This is a genomic window from Pseudohongiella sp. (genome assembly GCF_011050365.1).
Taxonomy (GTDB): Bacteria; Pseudomonadota; Gammaproteobacteria; order Pseudomonadales; family Pseudohongiellaceae; genus Pseudohongiella.
This window is the reverse complement of sequence record NZ_DRFV01000017.1, coordinates 172,574-189,864: the sequence shown is the minus strand read 5'-3', so window position 1 is coordinate 189,864 and position 17,291 is coordinate 172,574. Positions and strand designations below refer to the sequence as shown.

At 55.7% G+C, this 17,291-nt stretch carries 17 protein-coding genes and 1 pseudogene; 11 read left to right on the top strand and 7 right to left on the bottom strand.

Going from position 1 to position 17,291, the window contains the following annotated elements:
- Window positions 1–6 precede the first annotated feature (6 nt).
- From ENH71_RS15475 to ENH71_RS15465, 3 genes are all read right to left on the bottom strand, one after another.
- Window positions 7–546 carry a KdsC family phosphatase gene (locus ENH71_RS15475; RefSeq protein ID WP_294131117.1) on the bottom strand — a complete coding sequence of 180 codons (540 nt, stop codon included), beginning with the start codon at window positions 544–546 and terminating at the stop codon, window positions 7–9.
- 87 nt (window positions 547–633) lie between these two features.
- Window positions 634–1,608: a KpsF/GutQ family sugar-phosphate isomerase gene (locus ENH71_RS15470; protein ID WP_294131120.1), complete on the bottom strand. Its 975-nt coding sequence runs from the start codon at window positions 1,606–1,608 to the stop codon at window positions 634–636.
- A 20-nt stretch (window positions 1,609–1,628) separates the two neighbouring features.
- Window positions 1,629–2,579 (bottom strand): calcium/sodium antiporter, encoded by a 951-nt coding sequence (locus ENH71_RS15465; RefSeq protein ID WP_294131123.1) that lies wholly within the window; start codon window positions 2,577–2,579, stop codon window positions 1,629–1,631.
- A gap of 229 nt (window positions 2,580–2,808) precedes the next feature.
- On the opposite strand from ENH71_RS15465, the gene ENH71_RS15460 reads away from it, so the two are divergent.
- The 5 genes from ENH71_RS15460 (at window position 2,809) to hisD (ending at window position 7,097) form a co-directional block, all read left to right on the top strand.
- Entirely contained in the window at window positions 2,809–3,420 is a 612-nt protein-coding gene (locus tag ENH71_RS15460; protein WP_294131126.1) for an MlaC/ttg2D family ABC transporter substrate-binding protein, read from the top strand.
- 92 nt (window positions 3,421–3,512) lie between these two features.
- A complete protein-coding gene (locus ENH71_RS15455; RefSeq protein ID WP_294131129.1) occupies window positions 3,513–3,764 on the top strand; it encodes a BolA family protein in 252 nt (83 codons plus the stop codon).
- A gap of 42 nt (window positions 3,765–3,806) precedes the next feature.
- Window positions 3,807–5,075: a UDP-N-acetylglucosamine 1-carboxyvinyltransferase gene (gene murA / locus ENH71_RS15450; RefSeq protein ID WP_294131132.1), complete on the top strand. Its 1,269-nt coding sequence runs from the start codon at window positions 3,807–3,809 to the stop codon at window positions 5,073–5,075.
- 17 nt (window positions 5,076–5,092) lie between these two features.
- Window positions 5,093–5,743: an ATP phosphoribosyltransferase gene (hisG, locus tag ENH71_RS15445; protein WP_294131134.1), complete on the top strand. Its 651-nt coding sequence runs from the start codon at window positions 5,093–5,095 to the stop codon at window positions 5,741–5,743.
- Between the two features lie 13 nt (window positions 5,744–5,756).
- Window positions 5,757–7,097, top strand: coding sequence for a histidinol dehydrogenase (hisD, locus tag ENH71_RS15440; RefSeq protein WP_294131137.1), 1,341 nt, complete (start codon window positions 5,757–5,759; stop codon window positions 7,095–7,097).
- A gap of 12 nt (window positions 7,098–7,109) precedes the next feature.
- On the opposite strand, the gene ENH71_RS15435 is transcribed toward hisD, so the two are convergent.
- Window positions 7,110–8,342, bottom strand: coding sequence for a S1C family serine protease (locus ENH71_RS15435; protein WP_294131139.1), 1,233 nt, complete (start codon window positions 8,340–8,342; stop codon window positions 7,110–7,112).
- Between the two features lie 143 nt (window positions 8,343–8,485).
- Between ENH71_RS15435 and ENH71_RS15430 the strand changes: the two genes are divergently transcribed.
- Window positions 8,486–9,247, top strand: a complete 762-nt coding sequence (locus ENH71_RS15430) for a Nif3-like dinuclear metal center hexameric protein (protein ID WP_294131142.1) — start codon at window positions 8,486–8,488, stop codon at window positions 9,245–9,247.
- A gap of 7 nt (window positions 9,248–9,254) precedes the next feature.
- Here ENH71_RS15430 and cysN read toward each other — a convergent pair whose 3' ends face one another.
- From cysN to ENH71_RS15415, 3 genes are all read right to left on the bottom strand, one after another.
- Window positions 9,255–11,165, bottom strand: coding sequence for a sulfate adenylyltransferase subunit CysN (gene cysN, locus ENH71_RS15425; RefSeq protein WP_294131143.1), 1,911 nt, complete (start codon window positions 11,163–11,165; stop codon window positions 9,255–9,257).
- A gap of 1 nt (window position 11,166) precedes the next feature.
- Window positions 11,167–12,075, bottom strand: a complete 909-nt coding sequence (gene cysD / locus ENH71_RS15420; RefSeq protein ID WP_294131146.1) for a sulfate adenylyltransferase subunit CysD — start codon at window positions 12,073–12,075, stop codon at window positions 11,167–11,169.
- A gap of 75 nt (window positions 12,076–12,150) precedes the next feature.
- Window positions 12,151–12,717, bottom strand: coding sequence for a Z-ring associated ZapG family protein (locus tag ENH71_RS15415; protein ID WP_294131149.1), 567 nt, complete (start codon window positions 12,715–12,717; stop codon window positions 12,151–12,153).
- A 186-nt stretch (window positions 12,718–12,903) separates the two neighbouring features.
- Here ENH71_RS15415 and zapE point away from each other — a divergent pair, with 186 nt between their 5' ends.
- The 5 genes and pseudogenes from zapE to ENH71_RS16110 form a co-directional block, all read left to right on the top strand.
- Window positions 12,904–14,013: a cell division protein ZapE gene (gene zapE, locus ENH71_RS15410; RefSeq protein WP_294131152.1), complete on the top strand. Its 1,110-nt coding sequence runs from the start codon at window positions 12,904–12,906 to the stop codon at window positions 14,011–14,013.
- 98 nt (window positions 14,014–14,111) lie between these two features.
- Window positions 14,112–14,540, top strand: a complete 429-nt coding sequence (gene rplM / locus ENH71_RS15405; RefSeq protein ID WP_070119093.1) for a 50S ribosomal protein L13 — start codon at window positions 14,112–14,114, stop codon at window positions 14,538–14,540.
- A gap of 37 nt (window positions 14,541–14,577) precedes the next feature.
- Window positions 14,578–14,970, top strand: a complete 393-nt coding sequence (gene rpsI / locus ENH71_RS15400) for a 30S ribosomal protein S9 (RefSeq protein ID WP_294131169.1) — start codon at window positions 14,578–14,580, stop codon at window positions 14,968–14,970.
- A gap of 396 nt (window positions 14,971–15,366) precedes the next feature.
- Window positions 15,367–15,969: a ubiquinol-cytochrome c reductase iron-sulfur subunit gene (petA, locus tag ENH71_RS15395; RefSeq protein ID WP_294131171.1), complete on the top strand. Its 603-nt coding sequence runs from the start codon at window positions 15,367–15,369 to the stop codon at window positions 15,967–15,969.
- Window positions 15,969–17,237: pseudogene (locus ENH71_RS16110) on the top strand (cytochrome b); the annotation flags it as partial. The gene petA and the pseudogene ENH71_RS16110, both read left to right, overlap by 1 nt.
- Window positions 17,238–17,291: the final 54 nt, after the last annotated feature.

Sequence of the window (17,291 nt, the reverse complement as noted above, 5' to 3'; positions counted from 1 at the left end):
GTGGTGTCACAGGAAAGCTCGCAGGGCGTCTTCGTACTTTCCCTGTGCCCGCAACAGGAAGTCGGCGACATCCCGCACAGCTCCATCGCCACCTGCACGGGTAGTGCACAGTGCTGCGCAGTGGTGAACGCTGTCGTGTGCATTGGGTACGGCGATCGGCAAGCCGATATGGCGCATGACCAGCAGGTCGGGCAAATCGTCACCGATATAAGCTATGCGGTCCAGCGGGCACGGATGGTCCTGTAACAGCTCATCGAGGGCGACCGCTTTGTCTTCCCGCCCCTGCGCTATCAGCGTTATGCCCAGCGCCGCGGCGCGCAGCGACAGCGCCGCCGACTTGCGCCCGCTGATGATGCCAACCCTGATGCCGTTTTGTTGCAGCAGCTTGATACCCTGACCGTCGAGTGTATTGAAGGCTTTCATGACTTCCCCATGCTCACCGTAATACAGTTGACCGTTGGTCAGCACGCCGTCAACGTCGAGCAGCAGCAGACTGATGGTTGCTGCACGCTGCAAAACCTCGTCGGCGGTGTCATAGTATTTCATTGGTTGGCGCTCCGGCGGCAATAATGACTTGGTTGTAATGGGGCACTGGGGGCAGCACAGCCGAGATCATCGGTGCAGTAACCGTCATCAGATAACATTGGCTTGCAGCAGGTCATGCATACGGATAATACCGCTCATGCGCGATTCTTCGTCGACAACGACCAGAGTGTACACCCGGTTGTCTTCCATCAGTTTTGCGGCTTCGGTGGCCAGTGCCTGGGCTTTTACCGTTTTGCTGTTGCTCGACATGACATCCTGCATGCGCGTTGCCAGGATATCGCGACCGGCGTCCAGTGCACGGCGTAAATCGCCATCGGTGAAAACGCCGGCCAACTGGCCGTCCGAATCGACAACCGTGGTCATGCCCAGGCCTTTGCTGCTGATCTCGTAGAGTGCATCTTTCAGCAATGTATTTTCCTGCACTCGTGGTATGGCATCGCCGCCGTGCATGATATCAGCGACTTTCAGCAGCAGACGCCGACCCAGTCGGCCTCCCGGGTGTGAAATGGCAAAATCTTCCTGGGTAAAACCTTTGGCTTCGAGCAGGGCCATGGCGATGGCATCGCCCAGCACCAGCGCAGCCGTTGTGCTCGAGGTTGGCGCCTGGCCCAACGGACAGGCCTCTTCGTCGACACTGGCATCCAGATTGACGTCGGCACTGTGAGCCAGCATGGAGTCCGGATTGCCGGTCATGGTGATAAATGGCACGCCTTTGCGTTTGAACAATGGCAGGATATTGATCAGCTCTTCGGTGGTGCCGGAATTGGACAGCGCCAGCACCACATCTCTGGCGGTAATCATGCCTAGATCGCCATGGCTGGCTTCGGCGGGATGTACAAACATCGCAGGGCTGCCGGTGCTGGACAGGGTAGCGGCGATTTTGCGGGCGATATGTCCCGATTTGCCCATGCCAGTGACAACAATCCGGCCGTCGCAGGCCAGCATCAGCTCGCAGGCGCGGGCGAAACTGTCATCAATCCGGTCCGCCAGCGCACCAATGGCGTCGTGTTCGATGCGAATAGTGCGCAAGGCACTGTTGATCAGCGACTGCCTTTTTTCCATGTTTACCTGCATTCGATTAACTAGTGGATCTGATAATACATTATGCCGAACCAGCCGACATAAAGCAGCAGGAATGCAATGCCGCTGAGTCGTCCGATCTGTTTGCCGTGGCGGATGGCAAAATAGCACAGCGCCGCCAACAGCAGGGTCATCACCATCATCGCAGTGTAGTCGCGGTAGAACAGGTCGCTGTTGAAGCTGCCTGCTGCCAGTAGCCCGGGAAAGGGCAGCACCACCAGGATATTGAGGATATTGGAGCCAATGATATTGCCGATGGCCAGTTCGTGATGGCCACGCAGTGCGCAGGTAACGGTGGCGGCCAGCTCGGGCAGGCTGGTGCCCAGTGCGACCAGGGTCAGCCCGATAATGCCGGATGAAACACCCAGTGTGTCAGCGATTGAAATGGCGCTGTAGACCAGAGCTTCGGCGCCGATAATCAGCAGCGTCAGGCCCAGTGCCAGAAAGCCTGAGGCGCGCAGGATAGAGGTCTGTTCCGGCAACTCAGTGTCATCTTCTTCAAGGCCTGCAGCCTTGCGCGTGAACAGGGCGTAGATAAAGTAGGCAATAACGCCTATCAGAATCAGGCTGTCCGCGGCGCCGAGGTAGAGATTCGCCAGCAGCAGGCCACAGACCACACTGACCAGTAACAATGCGGGCATTTCCTTGCGGGACAGGGATTTGGGCGGAGTGATGGGTTTGATGATGATGGCAACGCCAAGCGCCACGCCCAGGTTGAAAATATTGGAACCGATAGCATTGCCGATTGCCAGTTCGGGCTCTCCCGCCAGCGCCGACGCGGCGGACGAGAAAATTTCCGGCGCGGAAGTGCCGAACGCGACAATGGTCAGGCCAATCACCAGCGGTGAAATACCCAGATTGCGGGCCAGCGCTGATGCGCCGAAGACGAATTTGTCAGCGCCCCAGATCAGGCCGGCGAAACCCAGGCAAATTATAATTACGTCTAACAGCATAGTGTTTAGTACAAAGTCATGTTTGGGCTAATCGCGGGTCGCTCATTAGACGGATGATTGTTTAGGCTTGCAAGTAGTAATTTATTGGCCGTGCTAATTGAGGTACACTGCATCAGTGTCCCGAATAGTCGTCGGATGTTACCGTTATTCTCAATCGATTGCATCTGTCGTCAACATCGGCCCGCCTTGGCAGTCTTTGCTTGCCGGGCTTGATTGGAGTTTTAACCATATGAAATATATTACTAAATTTGTGTTCCTGAGTTTTGCTCTGATACTGTTGCCGCTGACTGCAGTGCAGGCGCAGGCACCGGCCCTGACGGCGGTTGAAGCTGCGGAGCAGTCCGTTACGCAATTGCTCAAGCGTGTGGAAGAGCTGCGCCCGTATTTCGAATCCGACAAGGACAGGTATTATGCCGGCATCGAAGAGGAAGTCGGTCGTTTCGTTGATTTTACCCAGGTAGCGACCGGGGTCATGGCGCGTTTTTCCGAAGACGCCACAGCCGAGCAGATTGACGCGTTTGGCGAAAAACTGCGGGCGACATTGACGCGATTCTACGGGTCAGCCCTGGTTGAGTACGGTGGTCAGGAGCTTAACTACATGCCACCGCGAAACCCGCCTGAAGATCCTGAAGCGCCAACCAATGTGCGCATGCAGATTGTATCTGACGGGACGCGTATCGAATTGCAATATGCCCTGTTCCTGAATGCAGACCGAGAGTGGAAGTTGCGGAACCTGTATGTGGGTGGTATCAACCTGCGTCGGCAGTACCACACCCAGTTTGCTGCGCTGATGGCCCGGCACAACAATGATATTGATGCCGTTATTGACGCCTGGCAATAAGTCGCGGTTGCCGCTGTCGGCAGCCATCGAAGCAAGTTGTTGGAGCCCGTTGTTGGAGCCCGTTGTTGGAGCCCGTTGTTGGAGAAAGATGAATGACAGATGTAATTATTGACGCCCATGCCCTGGAAGATTTGCTGCGAAACAGCTTTCCGGACTGTGAGGTGCGGGTTGAAGGCGGTGGCGGCAAGTTTCAGGTCGCCATGGTGGGTGATGCTTTTTCCGGACTGAATGCGGTCAAGCGGCAGCAGCTGGTATACCAGCATTTGAATGCGCATATACGTTCCGGCGCTGTGCATGCCGTATCAATGAATTTGCTCACGCCCGGCGAGTCTGCCACGGCCTGATTTCGCATCCCTACCCAGCCTACCCCGGCACCAGGATCATCAATGGACAAGCTTTTAATTCAGGGTGGCGCCAGCCTGAACGGAGAAATTCGTGCCGCTGGCGCCAAGAACTCGGCATTGCCGATTCTGGCGGCAACGCTACTGACCCGCGATACAGTGCAGGTCTGCAATCTCCCGCATTTGTATGACATCACCAGCATGCTCGAGCTGCTGGGCTGCATGGGCGTGGAGCATGTGGTGGATGCCAGGCTGAATGTGGAGATCAGCAGCTCCTCAATCACGCATTTCAGTGCCCCATACGATCTGGTAAAAACCATGCGTGCCTCTATTCTGGTGCTGGGGCCGATGCTGGCGCATTTTGGTCAGGCCGAAGTTGCGTTGCCCGGCGGTTGTGCCATTGGCAGCAGGCCCGTCAATTTGCACATCACCGCTTTGCAGAAGATGGGCGCCAACATTGTTGTGGAAGACGGTTATATCAAAGCCTCAGTGGATGGCAGGCTAAAGGGGTGTCATATCTTTATGGATATGTGCACAGTTACCGGCACCGAAAACGTGTTGATGGCGGCGACGCTGGCTGATGGCCAGACAGTGATCGAGAATGCTGCGCGGGAACCGGAAGTTGTTGACCTGGCTGACTGCCTGATTGCCATGGGTGCTGATATTCACGGGCAGGGCACTGATACCATTATTATTAATGGCAAAGCCAAACTTCATGGTTGTAGCTATTCGGTGATGCCCGACCGCATCGAAACCGGCACTTACCTGATCGCCGCCGCGGCCACGCGTGGCAAAATCAAAATCAAGGACACCCGGCCCGACACTCTGGAAGCGGTGTTAAGCAAGCTGGAAGAAGCCGGTGCCGATGTGCGTGTTGGTGACGACTGGATAGAGCTGGATATGCATGGCAGACGCCCGAAGGCGGTGTCTTTGCGTACCGCGCCGTACCCGGCATTTCCGACCGATATGCAGGCTCAGTTTACCGCCATGAATGCTATTGCCAGCGGTACCGGGTCGATCACCGAAACCGTGTTCGAAAACCGGTTCATGCATGTGCACGAGATGAACCGCATGGGAGCGTCCATGCAGGTGCAGGGTAATACCGTTATTGTTAACGGCGTGGCCAGACTCAAAGGCGCGCCGGTGATGGCGACGGATTTACGAGCCTCGGCCAGCCTGGTGGTTGCCGGCCTGGTGGCTGACAACGAGACGCTGATAGATCGCATCTACCATATCGATCGTGGTTATGAATGTATTGAAGAAAAAATGCAGTCACTGGGTGCGATTATACGTCGTGTGGCATCCGGAAGCTGACGGGCAGGGAGCAAACCATGGTGGAAGAATCAAAGCAGCCAATTGTGATGGCCTTGACCAAAGGTCGTATCCTGGATGAAGTCATGCCGTTGCTCGAGCGCGCCGGTATCCGTCTGCTGGAAGACTACAGCAAGAGCAGGAAACTCATTTTTGATACCAATATGGCTGGTTTGCGTATCATGATTGTGCGTGGCTCGGATGTACCGACCTATGTCGAATTCGGCAGTGCCGACCTGGGTGTGGTCGGCAAGGATCTGTTGATGGAGTATGGTGAGGGTGCATTTTATGAACCGCTGGATCTGGGGATCGCCCGCTGCCGCTTGATGACGGCAGCGCCGGTGGGCGCCCAGCCGCCACGCGGCCGCGTCAGGGTCGCCAGCAAGTTCGTCAACATCGCCCGCCGCTATTTTGCCGAGCAGGGCCTGCAAACCGATATCATCAAACTCAACGGGGCGCTGGAGCTGGCGCCTTCCATGGGGCTGGCGGACTGGATTGTGGATATCGTGGACAGTGGCAATACCCTGCGTGCCAACGGTCTGGAGCCACTGGAGCTGATTGCGGATATCAGCTCGCGCATCATCGTCAACAAGGCCGCCATGAAAATCAAGCACACTGAACTCAGTGGGTTGTTGGCCAGCATAGAGCAGGCAGTCAACAAACAGGACTGAAACGGGACCGGAAATGACTGACAACATGGTTATTAAAAGACTGGATGCCGGACAGGCGGATTTTACGCGGGCCCTGGATGCCTTGCTGGATCGCCGTATGATCGAGGATCCACAGACCAGCAAAACAGTCGCCGATATTCTGCTTGATGTCCGCACTCGTGGCGATGCCGCAGTGGTCGACTACAGTCGTCGCTTTGATCGCTTTGCCGGCAATACGGTCAGTGAACTGGAAGTGAGCAAAGCGCAAATGCAGGCATCACTGGACAGTCTCGATCAGGAACTGGCTGATGCTTTGCATACGGCAGCAGACCGGATTCGCAGTTATCACGAACGACAGGTGCAGCCGTCCTGGCAGTATGAAGAGGAGGATGGCTCGGTTTACGGTCAGTATGTTGTTGCGCTAGAGCGGGTGGGCATCTATGTGCCGGGCGGCAAGGCCAATTACCCATCGTCGGTGTTGATGAATGCGATACCTGCCAGAGTCGCAGGTGTTGATGAAGTCATCGCGGTGGTACCGACGCCTTATGGCGCAGATGCCGGCGGTGAAGGGCGGCTTATTTTTGCTGCAGCTGCGGTGGCTGGTGTCGACCGGTTATTCACCATTGGCGGCGCGCAGGCAATCGCAGCGCTCGCCTTTGGAACTGAGACCATCCCGCGCGTCGACAAGATCACCGGCCCGGGCAATGTCTATGTGACTGCGGCCAAAAAGCAGGTTTTTGGTGAGGTCGGCATCGACATGATTGCCGGGCCGTCTGAGTTGACCGTGATCTGCGACGGCAACACCGATCCTGACTGGATAGCCATGGATCTGTTTTCACAGGCCGAACATGACGAGCAGGCGCAATCGATTCTGATCAGCACCGACCGGGCTTTTCTGGACAAGGTGGCCGCGAGCATTGATCGGCTGCTGCCAGGCATGGAGCGACGGGACATCATTCGTACCTCGATGCAGAATCGTGGTGCTCTTATCTATGCGCCTGACCAGGACGCGGCGATGAAAATCTGTAACCAGATAGCCCCCGAGCATCTGGAGTTATCGGTGGCAGAACCCGAGCAATGGCTGCCCAAAGTGCGGCATGCCGGGGCGATATTTCTTGGCAGGTACACACCGGAAGCGCTGGGTGACTACTGCGCAGGACCATGCCACGTTCTGCCCACATCGGGCACGGCACGATTCTTTTCCCCGCTGGGGGTTTATGATTTCCAGAAGCGTAGTTCAATCATTAACTGTTCAGCGGCAGGGGCGGCAAGACTGGCACCGGTGGCGGAAAAGCTGGCGCAGAACGAGCATCTGCAGGCGCACGCTTTGTCAGCCGCGTGGCGAATTCCGGGTCGCAAATCGGGGCGCGAATAAGTCCGGGAGAAACTAGTCGAGGCCACTTTCCGGTATGGTTGCGCTGTCATTGAACTGGGTCCGGTATTGCGCAGTGCCGGTGCCCAGTGTGACTGAAATTGTCTGATACTCACCGCCCCGATATATGGTCAGCTCTACTGTCTGGCCGGGCGCCTTCCTGTTAATTTGCTCGATCGCACCGATGACGCTGCTGATTGCATTGCCGTCAATCGCCACCATGACATCGCCTGCCTGAATGTCGGCTTCCTCGGCCGGGCTACCGGCCGTCACCTGTTCAATTAGCAGGCCTTCGATATCGGCATTGCCAAAAAATGTGCGACTTGTCTCTTCTGTTAACAGCTCGCCGGTTATCACGCCCAGATAGCCCGGGGTGACAACACCGTGCTGAATTAATTGTTCGACAACGATCATGGCTTTGTTCACGGGTACCGCAAAACCGATGCCATCGGATCCGCCCGATTCGGAATAGATAAATGAATTGATGCCAATCAACGAGCCATTGGCATCAATCAACGCACCACCGGAATTGCCATAATTCATTGCTGCATCAGTCTGGATGTACTGAACGATGGGCAGCCCGTCACGTGGAATACCCAGCGCGCTGACGACACCCAGCGAAACGGATTTCTGATTCATCAGATCACGGCGCGGATAGCCGATGGTCAAAACCGGGTCGCCCAAGCGTATACCCTCCGACGTGCCGATGGGCATCGGTGGCGGCAGCACAGCGCTGTCCACCTGCAGCAGGGCCAGATCAGTGCTGGTGTCGGAGCCTATCAACCGTGCCCGCGCATTGACGCTGTTGCCTTGCCCGTCGGTGAAATGCACTTCAATGTCTTCGGCGCCCTCGATGACGTGAAGGGCAGTGAGGATGTGACCTTCATCGCTGACGGCAACACCTGATCCCAGGCTATCCCACAAGCGCTCCGATGGAATGGTTTGCAACAAGTCACGGAATGCAGGCGGCAATTCATCGGCGGGCGGCAGCTCGATCTGCTCGCGAATGGTGGAGTGAATACTGACCACTGATGGCGCCGCACGTGCCACTGCATCGGCGTAGGAGGTCGGATTTGTGGCCGTGGTTGTCGGTATGGCATTGGCAGCAGTAAGTGGCACTGCAGGAGCGGCGGGCATGGATGAGATCTGGCGCGACAGGTCTTGCAATTGCTGGTACTGCACCAGCACCAAAGCGAGGAGAATACCGGTCATGACGGGCCAGCTTATAAACTGCAGAAATTTCTTCATAGGGCCGCTGTTGTTCGTGTGAATTGCTATAATCGCCGACTTCTTTGATACTCGGATATTATAGAGTGTGCTCACATTGTCTGCAGGCACAGCTTCAGAATGTATTATGCGAACAATTACAGCCTAAGTGAAGGTAAATCGGAATGACTGTCAGTTTAGATGAGTTGATGGCCGCACTGACGCGCGAGCTGAAGCCCGAACAGTTCAAGGACTACTGCCCGAACGGGCTTCAGGTTCAGGGACGGGCGCACATTGGGCGGCTGGTCACAGGTGTGACCGCATGTCAGGCGTTGATTGATGCTGCCATCGAGCAGAAAGCCGATGCAATACTGGTACACCATGGTTACTTCTGGCGTGGTGAGGATGCGGTATTGACTGGCATCAAGCGGCGTCGGATCAAAACCTTGATGGAACATGATGTCAGCTTGATAGCCTATCATCTGCCGCTGGATGCCCACCCTGAGCTTGGCAACAATGTGCAATTGGCGAAAATACTGGGACTGAACCCCGGCTCGGCGCTATCCCGGCAAAACAATCACGATATGGGGTTGGTGGCGCAGCTGCCAGCGCCGATGTCCGGTGCCGATTTTGCCGCGCTGCTGGCCGCCCGCCTGCAACGAGAGCCCCTGCATATTGCCGGGTCAGAAGCGCCTATCCGCACGGTGGCCTGGTGCACGGGCGCTGCGCAAGGTTATATCGAGCAGGCGGTAGCCGCCGGTGCTGATGCCTATATTTCGGGTGAGATATCCGAGCCGACTGTGCATAGCGCGCGTGAGCACGGCATTCACTATTTCGCCGCCGGTCACCACGCGACCGAACGTTATGGTGTGCAGGCGCTGGGCCAATTGCTGGCCCAGCGTTTTGATTTGCAGCATCAGTTTATTGATATCGACAACCCGGTTTAGGGGTTCCCTAACTTTTTATCACGCCTTTATCCTGCATCAGGGCGACGACCTGGTCGAGGCAGTCCTCGACTGACAGATGTCCGGTATCCAGCTCCAGGTCCACTTTTTCAGGTGGAGCATAGGGGAAGGAGATGCCGGGGATGTCCGCCGAACCGGTCGTTTCCGCCGCTGCGTAAATGCCACTGGGGTCGCGCTGCTGACACACCTCTATGGGCGGATTCAGGTACACGATGTGGCAGTTGTCTTTGCCAATAACACTGACCGCGTGTTCCCGCGAATCCGGATTGGGTGCGACAAAAGCGGCGCAGCAGATCATGCCTGAGTCGTTCAGGAAGCGTGCGATGTGAGCACTGCGGCGCAGGTTTTCAGCACGGCCCTGGGCATCATGAGGCAGATCCTTGCTGATACCCAGACGCATCGCTTTGCCGTCCAGCACGGTGCTGACCCGGCCCATGTCAAACAGACGGCGTTCCAGACCATGAGCCAGCGTCGATTTGCCGGCGCCGGAGACGCCAATGAACATAATCGTGGCTGGTTTCTGGCCATATCTGGCGGCGCGCTCTTCGCGGGTAACGTGTGTTGCGCTGCTGCGAGCCCTGTTGCGACGGGCAGCGGCACTTTCCAGATTGATCATGCCGGCGCCGACCGTGACATTGGTTAGTCGGTCAACAACGATAAAAGCGCCGGTACTGCGATTCTTTTCATAGCTGTCGATGCAGACCGGCTGATCGACACTGATTTCACACAGTCCGATTTCATTGAGCTCCAGGCCCGGCGCCGGTTTTTCTTCCAGGCTGTTAACGTCGATCTGATATTTCAGGGCGTTAATGCGTCCACTCACCGTTTTGCTGCCCAGTTTGAAGTCGTAAAGTTTGCCCGGCAACATGGCAGCGTCTGTCATCCAGACCACGGTTGCGTCGAATTCTTCGGTAATGGTTGGCAGGTTATCCCTGTGCACAATCATGTCGCCACGGCTGACATCCACTTCATCTTCCAGGGTCAGTGTGATTGCCATTTCCGCATGCGCCAGCTCGAGCTCCTCGTCGAAGGTGACAATCGATTTGATGCGACTTTTTTTGCGTGAGGGCAACACCATGATCTCGTCACCCTTGCGGACAACCCCGGAGGCAACGGTACCGCAGAAGCCGCGGAAGTTCAGGTTGGGGCGATTGACGTACTGCACGGGATAGCGGAAGTCGTCGTAGTTCCGGTCTTCCGCAATCTGGACGTGCTCAAGCAGCGACATCAGGGTCGGCCCTGCGTACCAGGGCATGTGTTCGCTGGCGTTAACCACGTTGTCACCGTCCAGGGCAGACATCGGTATAAAGTGGAACTCGGCATCGCGCAGCTTTTCACTGAATTTCAGGTAATCAGCCTTGATCCTGGCAAAGACTTCCTCGCTGTACTCCATCAAATCCATCTTGTTGATGGCCACCACGATATGCTTGATGCCCAGCAGGGACGTAATAAAGCTGTGACGGCGGGTCTGCACCTGCACGCCGTGGCGGGCGTCGATGAGAATGATGGCCAGGTCGCAGGTAGAGGCGCCGGTGGCCATGTTGCGCGTGTACTGTTCGTGACCGGGCGTGTCGGCGATGATGAACTTGCGCTTGGAGGTGGAGAAGTAGCGGTAAGCCACATCAATGGTGATGCCCTGTTCGCGCTCTGCCTGCAGACCATCGACCAGCAGTGCCAGATCAACCTTGCCGCCAGTGGTGCCGGATTTGACGCTGTCGGCGGTAATCGCGGCCAACTGATCTTCGTAGATCATCTTGGAGTCGTGCAGCAGGCGTCCGATCAGGGTGCTTTTGCCGTCGTCAACGCTGCCGCAGGTCAGCAGGCGCAGCATTTCTTTGCGTTCGTGTTGTGCCAGGTAGGCGGTAATGTCTGTGCTGATAAGCTCTGATTGGTGTGACATGTCAGAAGTACCCTTTGCGTTTCTTTTCTTCCATGGAGCCGGCCTGGTCTGAATCGATCAGTCGTCCCTGGCGTTCGGAGCTGGTGGTTAACAGCATTTCCTGAATAATGTCGGGCAGCGTCGTCGCGTTAGACTCTACGGCGCCGGTTAGCGGATAGCAGCCCAGGGTACGGAAACGCACCATCTTGTTTTCGATTTTGGTACCCGGTGCAATGGGCATGCGGTCGTCGTCAACCATGATGTCAATACCGTCCATATTGACGACAGGCCGCTCCCTGGCAAAATACAGGGGTGAAATTTCAATATTGTTAAGGTAGATGTACTGCCAGATATCCAGCTCGGTCCAGTTGGACAGCGGAAACACACGGATGCTTTCGCCACGATTGACCTTGCCGTTGTAGATGTTCCACAGCTCCGGTCGCTGATTTTTCGGATCCCAGCGGTGGTTTTTGTCGCGGAAGGAAAATACCCGTTCTTTGGCGCGAGATTTTTCTTCATCGCGGCGACCGCCGCCGAAAGCGGCATCGAATTTGTGTTCATCCAGCGCCTGTCGCAGGCCTTGGGTTTTCATGACATCGGTATGTTTTTCACTGCCATGCGTAAACGGGCCAATACCGGCAGCAACGCCTTCCTGGTTGATATGGACAATCAGGTCCAGTCCCAGTTTTTCCATCTGGGCGTCCCGGAACTCGATCATTTCGCGAAACTTCCAGGTGGTATCAACATGCATCAGGGGAAACGGCAGGCGTCCGGGATAAAACGCTTTCAGTGCCAGGTGCAGCATGACTGAGGAGTCCTTGCCAATCGAATAGAGCATGACGGGGTTGCTGAATTCAGCGGCAACCTCGCGAATGATATGAATGCTCTCTGCTTCCAGTTGTTTGAGGTGTGTGAGGTTATAATCAGCCATGATGTTTTCGCACCGGGTTCTGCAGCGCCTTCAGTAAGCCGGCGCTGTGATGGTTCAATAGGGTTCGGGGGTTGCTCAGCTTTCGTCGACAGTCTGCCTGTGGTCTTTGGCTTTCTCTCGGCTCTCTTTCGCGGCGTTGTCGGGGCTTCCGTCCGGTTTGGCGTCCGACGCCGGGCCCTGGCTGCTGTCCTTGCTCTGGTAAGGAGTCTTGGCCTGGCCCGGGCCAGTATCAATGTCCAGGCCAAAGTTCTCAGCCAGCGCGCCGGACTGCCCGGGAATCTTTTTCGGTGCGTAGTCCTTGGGCGGCTCCAGCGCGTTGTCGTCGGCGTGGTAAAACATCGACTGCTCTGTCGCCGGCAGCAGCTTGCTGGCAACATCATCTGTGCACAGATCCTGCGCGCCACCAGCAAGATGTTGGTAAACATCGCGGTAACTCTCGGTCATTTGCTGAACCAGCTCCGCGGTGGTATTAAAATGAGTGCTGACATCGTCGCGATACTGCGCGTGATGACGCTGCAGTTCCTGCACCCGTGTTTCGAGTTCAGATACTTTGGCAGAGTTGCTGCCGTTAAATCGTTTGGCAATAAGCACCCCCGCCACCAGGCCGACAGCCAGGCAAACGATACCGGTTAACCACAACATATTAAAACTCTTCCTTCGCCCGAGTAAGCGCAAGTATAACGATTAAGGCCGGATGACCTGCCGGTATTCTAGCATGATGTCTGCCCAGTGTTGAACGACAGCAGTCCTTAAGGGGACGGAGTCTTCCCTCCGTCCCCTTAAGGAGTCTAGAATGCTGGGCTTTCAGGCAATGCCGGTTTTCACACAATGACACCTATACAGCGCTACCAGGAAGATATTGCCCAGGGTCTGCTGCTGCCCGACGAAGCGCAGGCGCGGGCGATTGTTCATGTCCAGCGCGTCTACGACGACGTGATGGCTGCCGAGCGACGTGGCAGCCGGGATTCCTGGTGGGGAAGGCTGGCGGGTGCGCTGGCAGGCAAGCCGGCGGGGCCGGTGAAAGGGCTCTATTTTCACGGCGGCGTGGGTCGTGGCAAGACCTACATCATGGATACGTTTTACGAGTGTCTGCCACTGGCCAGTAAGCAGCGCACGCACTTTCACCGTTTTATGCAAATGGTGCACGGCCGCCTGACGGCGCTAAAGGGCCAGAAGAATCCACTTGAGCAAGTCGCGGCTGATATCGCAGAAAATGCACAAGTGTTGTGTTTCGATGAGTTCTTTGTTTCCGATATCGGTGATGCGATGATCCTCGGGCGCTTGCTGGAGCATTTGCTGGAGGCGGGAGTAGTGCTGATTGCAACCTCCAATATTCATCCCGATGGGCTCTATGCCAACGGTTTGCAGCGTGAGCGTTTTCTGCCCGCCATTGCCCTGTTGCATAAACATACCGATATCATTGAGCTGGACGGCGGGGTTGACTACCGTTTGCGTGCCCTGAAGCAGGCCAGTCTGTACTTCTCGCCGTTAGGCGATGACGCGGAGCAGGCCCTGAAGGAAGCTTTTGCGCGGCTGGCGCCCGAACATGCCGACTCCCAGCTTGGCGGAGAGATCGGGATTCTGGGGCGCTCATTACCGGTCAGGCGAGTGGCTGATGATGTGGTCTGGTTCGATTTTGATGATCTGTGCGACGGAGCCCGCAGTGCTTATGACTATATAGAGCTGGCAAAAGTTTATCACGCGGTGGTGCTGGGCGGTGTCCCGCAAATGGGCCCGGCGCAGGACGATGTTGCACGCAGATTTGTCAGTCTGGTCGATGAGCTGTATGATCGCCACGTAAAATTGATTTTGTCCGCCGCCGTGCCATTGTCTGATTTATACATTGGGCAGGGTTTGGCGTTTGTGTTTGAGCGCACCCGCAGTCGACTGCTGGAGATGCAGTCGGAAGAATATCTGGCCCGCGAACACCGCCCGTGATCAATTTAATACTTTCTATCCATAAAATGCTTGAATAATGACAGGCGCTTCGGTAGTATTCGCGCTCCCTGAAGATAATGCCCGTTCGGTGACGTTACATGAAGACTTTTAGTGCAAAACCACAGAATGTAGAACATAACTGGCTGCTCGTAGATGCAGAAGGCCAAACGCTTGGGCGTATGGCAACTGAAATCGCAAGCCGCCTGCGTGGAAAACACAAACCTGAGTACACGCCTCACGTGGATACCGGTGACTTTATTGTTGTGGTAAATGCTGAGAAGGTCCGGGTAACCGGCAAGAAAGCAAAAGACAAGATGTATTACAGCCACTCGGGATACCCGGGCGGACTGAAGACTTTCAGTTTTGAGAAGCTCATTGACCGCTCTCCTGAGCGTGTGCTCAAGCTGGCTGTGAAAGGCATGTTGCCTCGCACGCCGCTGGGTCGGGCGATGTTCAAAAAGCTGAAAGTTTATGCTGGTACTGAGCATCCTCACGCGGCCCAACAGCCGCAGGCACTGCAACTGTAAGAATTTACAAAGGATTTACGAGGCTCACTGAATTCCTATGTCAACGACTCAATACTACGGCACTGGCCGACGTAAAACAGCGACTGCTCGCGTGTTCATCACCAAAGGCAGTGGCAATATCACGGTAAACCAGCGCACGCTCGACGGCTTTTTTGGCCGTGAAGTTGCCCGCATGATTGTTCAGCAGCCGCTTGAGCTGCTGGAGATGTCTGGCAAGTTCGATATCAAGGTCACCGTAAAAGGTGGTGGTAGTTTTGGTCAGGCAGGCGCGATTCGCCACGGTCTGACCCGTGCTCTGATCGCTTATGACGAAGAGCTCCGGTCGCCGCTGCGTAAAGCTGGCTTTGTGACCCGTGATGCACGTGAGGTTGAGCGTAAGAAGGTCGGTCTGCGTAAAGCACGCAAGCGTCCTCAGTACTCCAAGCGTTGATCTGTCGGGGTTATCCCGGCCTTATCAGCCCTTGATTAACAAAAAAAGCGCTGTTGCCGATAGGCAGGCGCTTTTTTTGTTTCTGGTGAAAAAATAAATTCCTTTTTAATTCAGCCGCTTAAGTGCAATTGCCATGATGGCGTGCTTGAAAAAAATCGTGAAATTGACTACCATCTCGCCCGTTTGCCGGTTTGCGCCTTTCAGCCAGTACCATCATTGTCAGACAGCAGGGACTGAAGCTGTCGATCCGGGGTTTTTGTCAGCTCCGGGGTCAAGAGGCCAGCATAATAATAAGCGCAGCAAAGCAGCATTAGCAGATTTTTGCCGAGCCCGGATTCAGTATCGGGGCAGGCTCTACTCTTTTTTGACAGACGACAAAGCTCAGGAGAATACACGGTGAGTGAAGACGGTACTGATTCTGGCCGCAGACGGTTTTTATTGGGGTCAACCTCGGTCGTAGGGGCAGCCGGCGTCGTGGGGGCAATTGTTCCTTTCGTCGGTTCCTGGAATCCCAGCGCGAAAGCGCGTGCAGCGGGAGCGCCGGTTAGGGTTGATATCAGTCGTATTGAAGAGGGTGCCATTATTGGCCCGATTCCCGCCTGGCGCGGACGACCCATTTTTGTCGTGCGACGCACTCAGGAAGCACTGGCAGCACTGGATACGTTGGGCGAGGATGTCCTGCAGGACCCTGGTTCAGAGCAGCCGGAACAGCCGGAGTACGCTCAGAATGAATATCGTTCGCGCGAACCGGAAATTCTGGTGTTGATAGGTCTGTGCCCGCACCTGTTCTGCTCGCCGACACCACGTCTGGCCATCCGGCCGGAGCCTTTTGAGGCTAACTGGAAAGGCGGTTTCTACTGTCCCTGTCATGGCTCCAAGTTTGATATGGCGGGTCGTGTTTATAACGGTTCACCGGCTTCGCGGAATATGGAAGTACCGCCTTATTACTACGAAACCGATAATGTCCTGGTGATTGGTGAAGACGGGGTGAACGCATAATGAGCGATACTAAGAAACAAGGCTTTGTCGTATCTGCCCTGGCGGGACTACGAGACTGGACTAATGACCGCTTGCCCATAGTAAATGCTTGGGAAAAGCATATGAGCAAGTATTACGCACCGAAGAACTTCAATTTCTGGTATTTCTTTGGTGTCCTGTCGCTGATAGTTCTGGTTATCCAGCTGGTGTCAGGCATCTTCCTGACCATGCATTATACCAACAGTGCCGAGGCTGCTTTCGCGTCCGTTGAATATATCATGCGTGATGTGGAATTCGGCTGGCTGTTGCGTTACATCCACTCAACGGGCGCGTCCGCGTTTTTTGTGGTGGTTTATCTGCACATGTTCCGCGGCCTGATGTATGGCTCATACAAGAAACCACGCGAGTTGATCTGGGTGTTTGGCATGGCCATTTACCTGGTTCTGATGATGGAAGGTTTCATGGGTTACGTATTGCCCTGGGGCCAGATGTCCTACTGGGGTGCGAACGTCATTGTGTCCCTGGTGGGTGCCATTCCTGTCATTGGGGAAGATCTGCTGATCTGGGTGCGCGGTGACTTCCTGATCTCCGGTGCTACTCTCAACCGTTTCTTCGCGCTGCATGTGGTGGCATTGCCCATCATCCTGATCGGTCTGGTTGTGTTGCACCTGCTGGCGCTGCACGAAGTCGGCTCGAACAACCCTGACGGTATCGATATCAAGAAGAACAAGGGTCCGGACGGCATCCCTGTCGACGGTGTTCCTTTCCACCCGTTCTACACGGTGCACGATCTGGTCGGCATCACTGTCTTCCTGTTTGTGTTCTGTTTCGTGATTTTCTTTGCGCCGGAAATGGGCGGCTACTTCCTTGAGCCACCAAACTTCCAGGAAGCCAATCCGTTGGTCACGCCGGCACACGTACCCCCAGTCTGGTACTTCACGCCGTTCTATTCCATGCTGCGCGCCGTTACCGTGCCGTTGTTTGGCATCGACGCGAAGTTCTGGGGCATGATTGTCATGTTTGGCGCGATTGCCATCCTGTTTGTACTGCCCTGGCTGGATCGTAGCAAGGTACGTTCAATTCGTTATAAAGGCTGGTACAGCCGCATAGCGTTGCTGATCTTTACTGCCAGCTTCCTGATCCTCGGTTATCTGGGCACGCTGGGCACCAGCGCACCTCGGATAGCGTTGGCGCAGTTCTGTACACTGCTGTATTTCCTGTTCTTCTTCCTGATGCCCTGGTACACGAAGAAAGAGGAGACGTTTGCGGAGCCGCAGCGCGTGACAGGCCGCTGGATTACCAACAAGCAGCTTGCCATCACCCTGGCGCTGCTGGCTGCACTG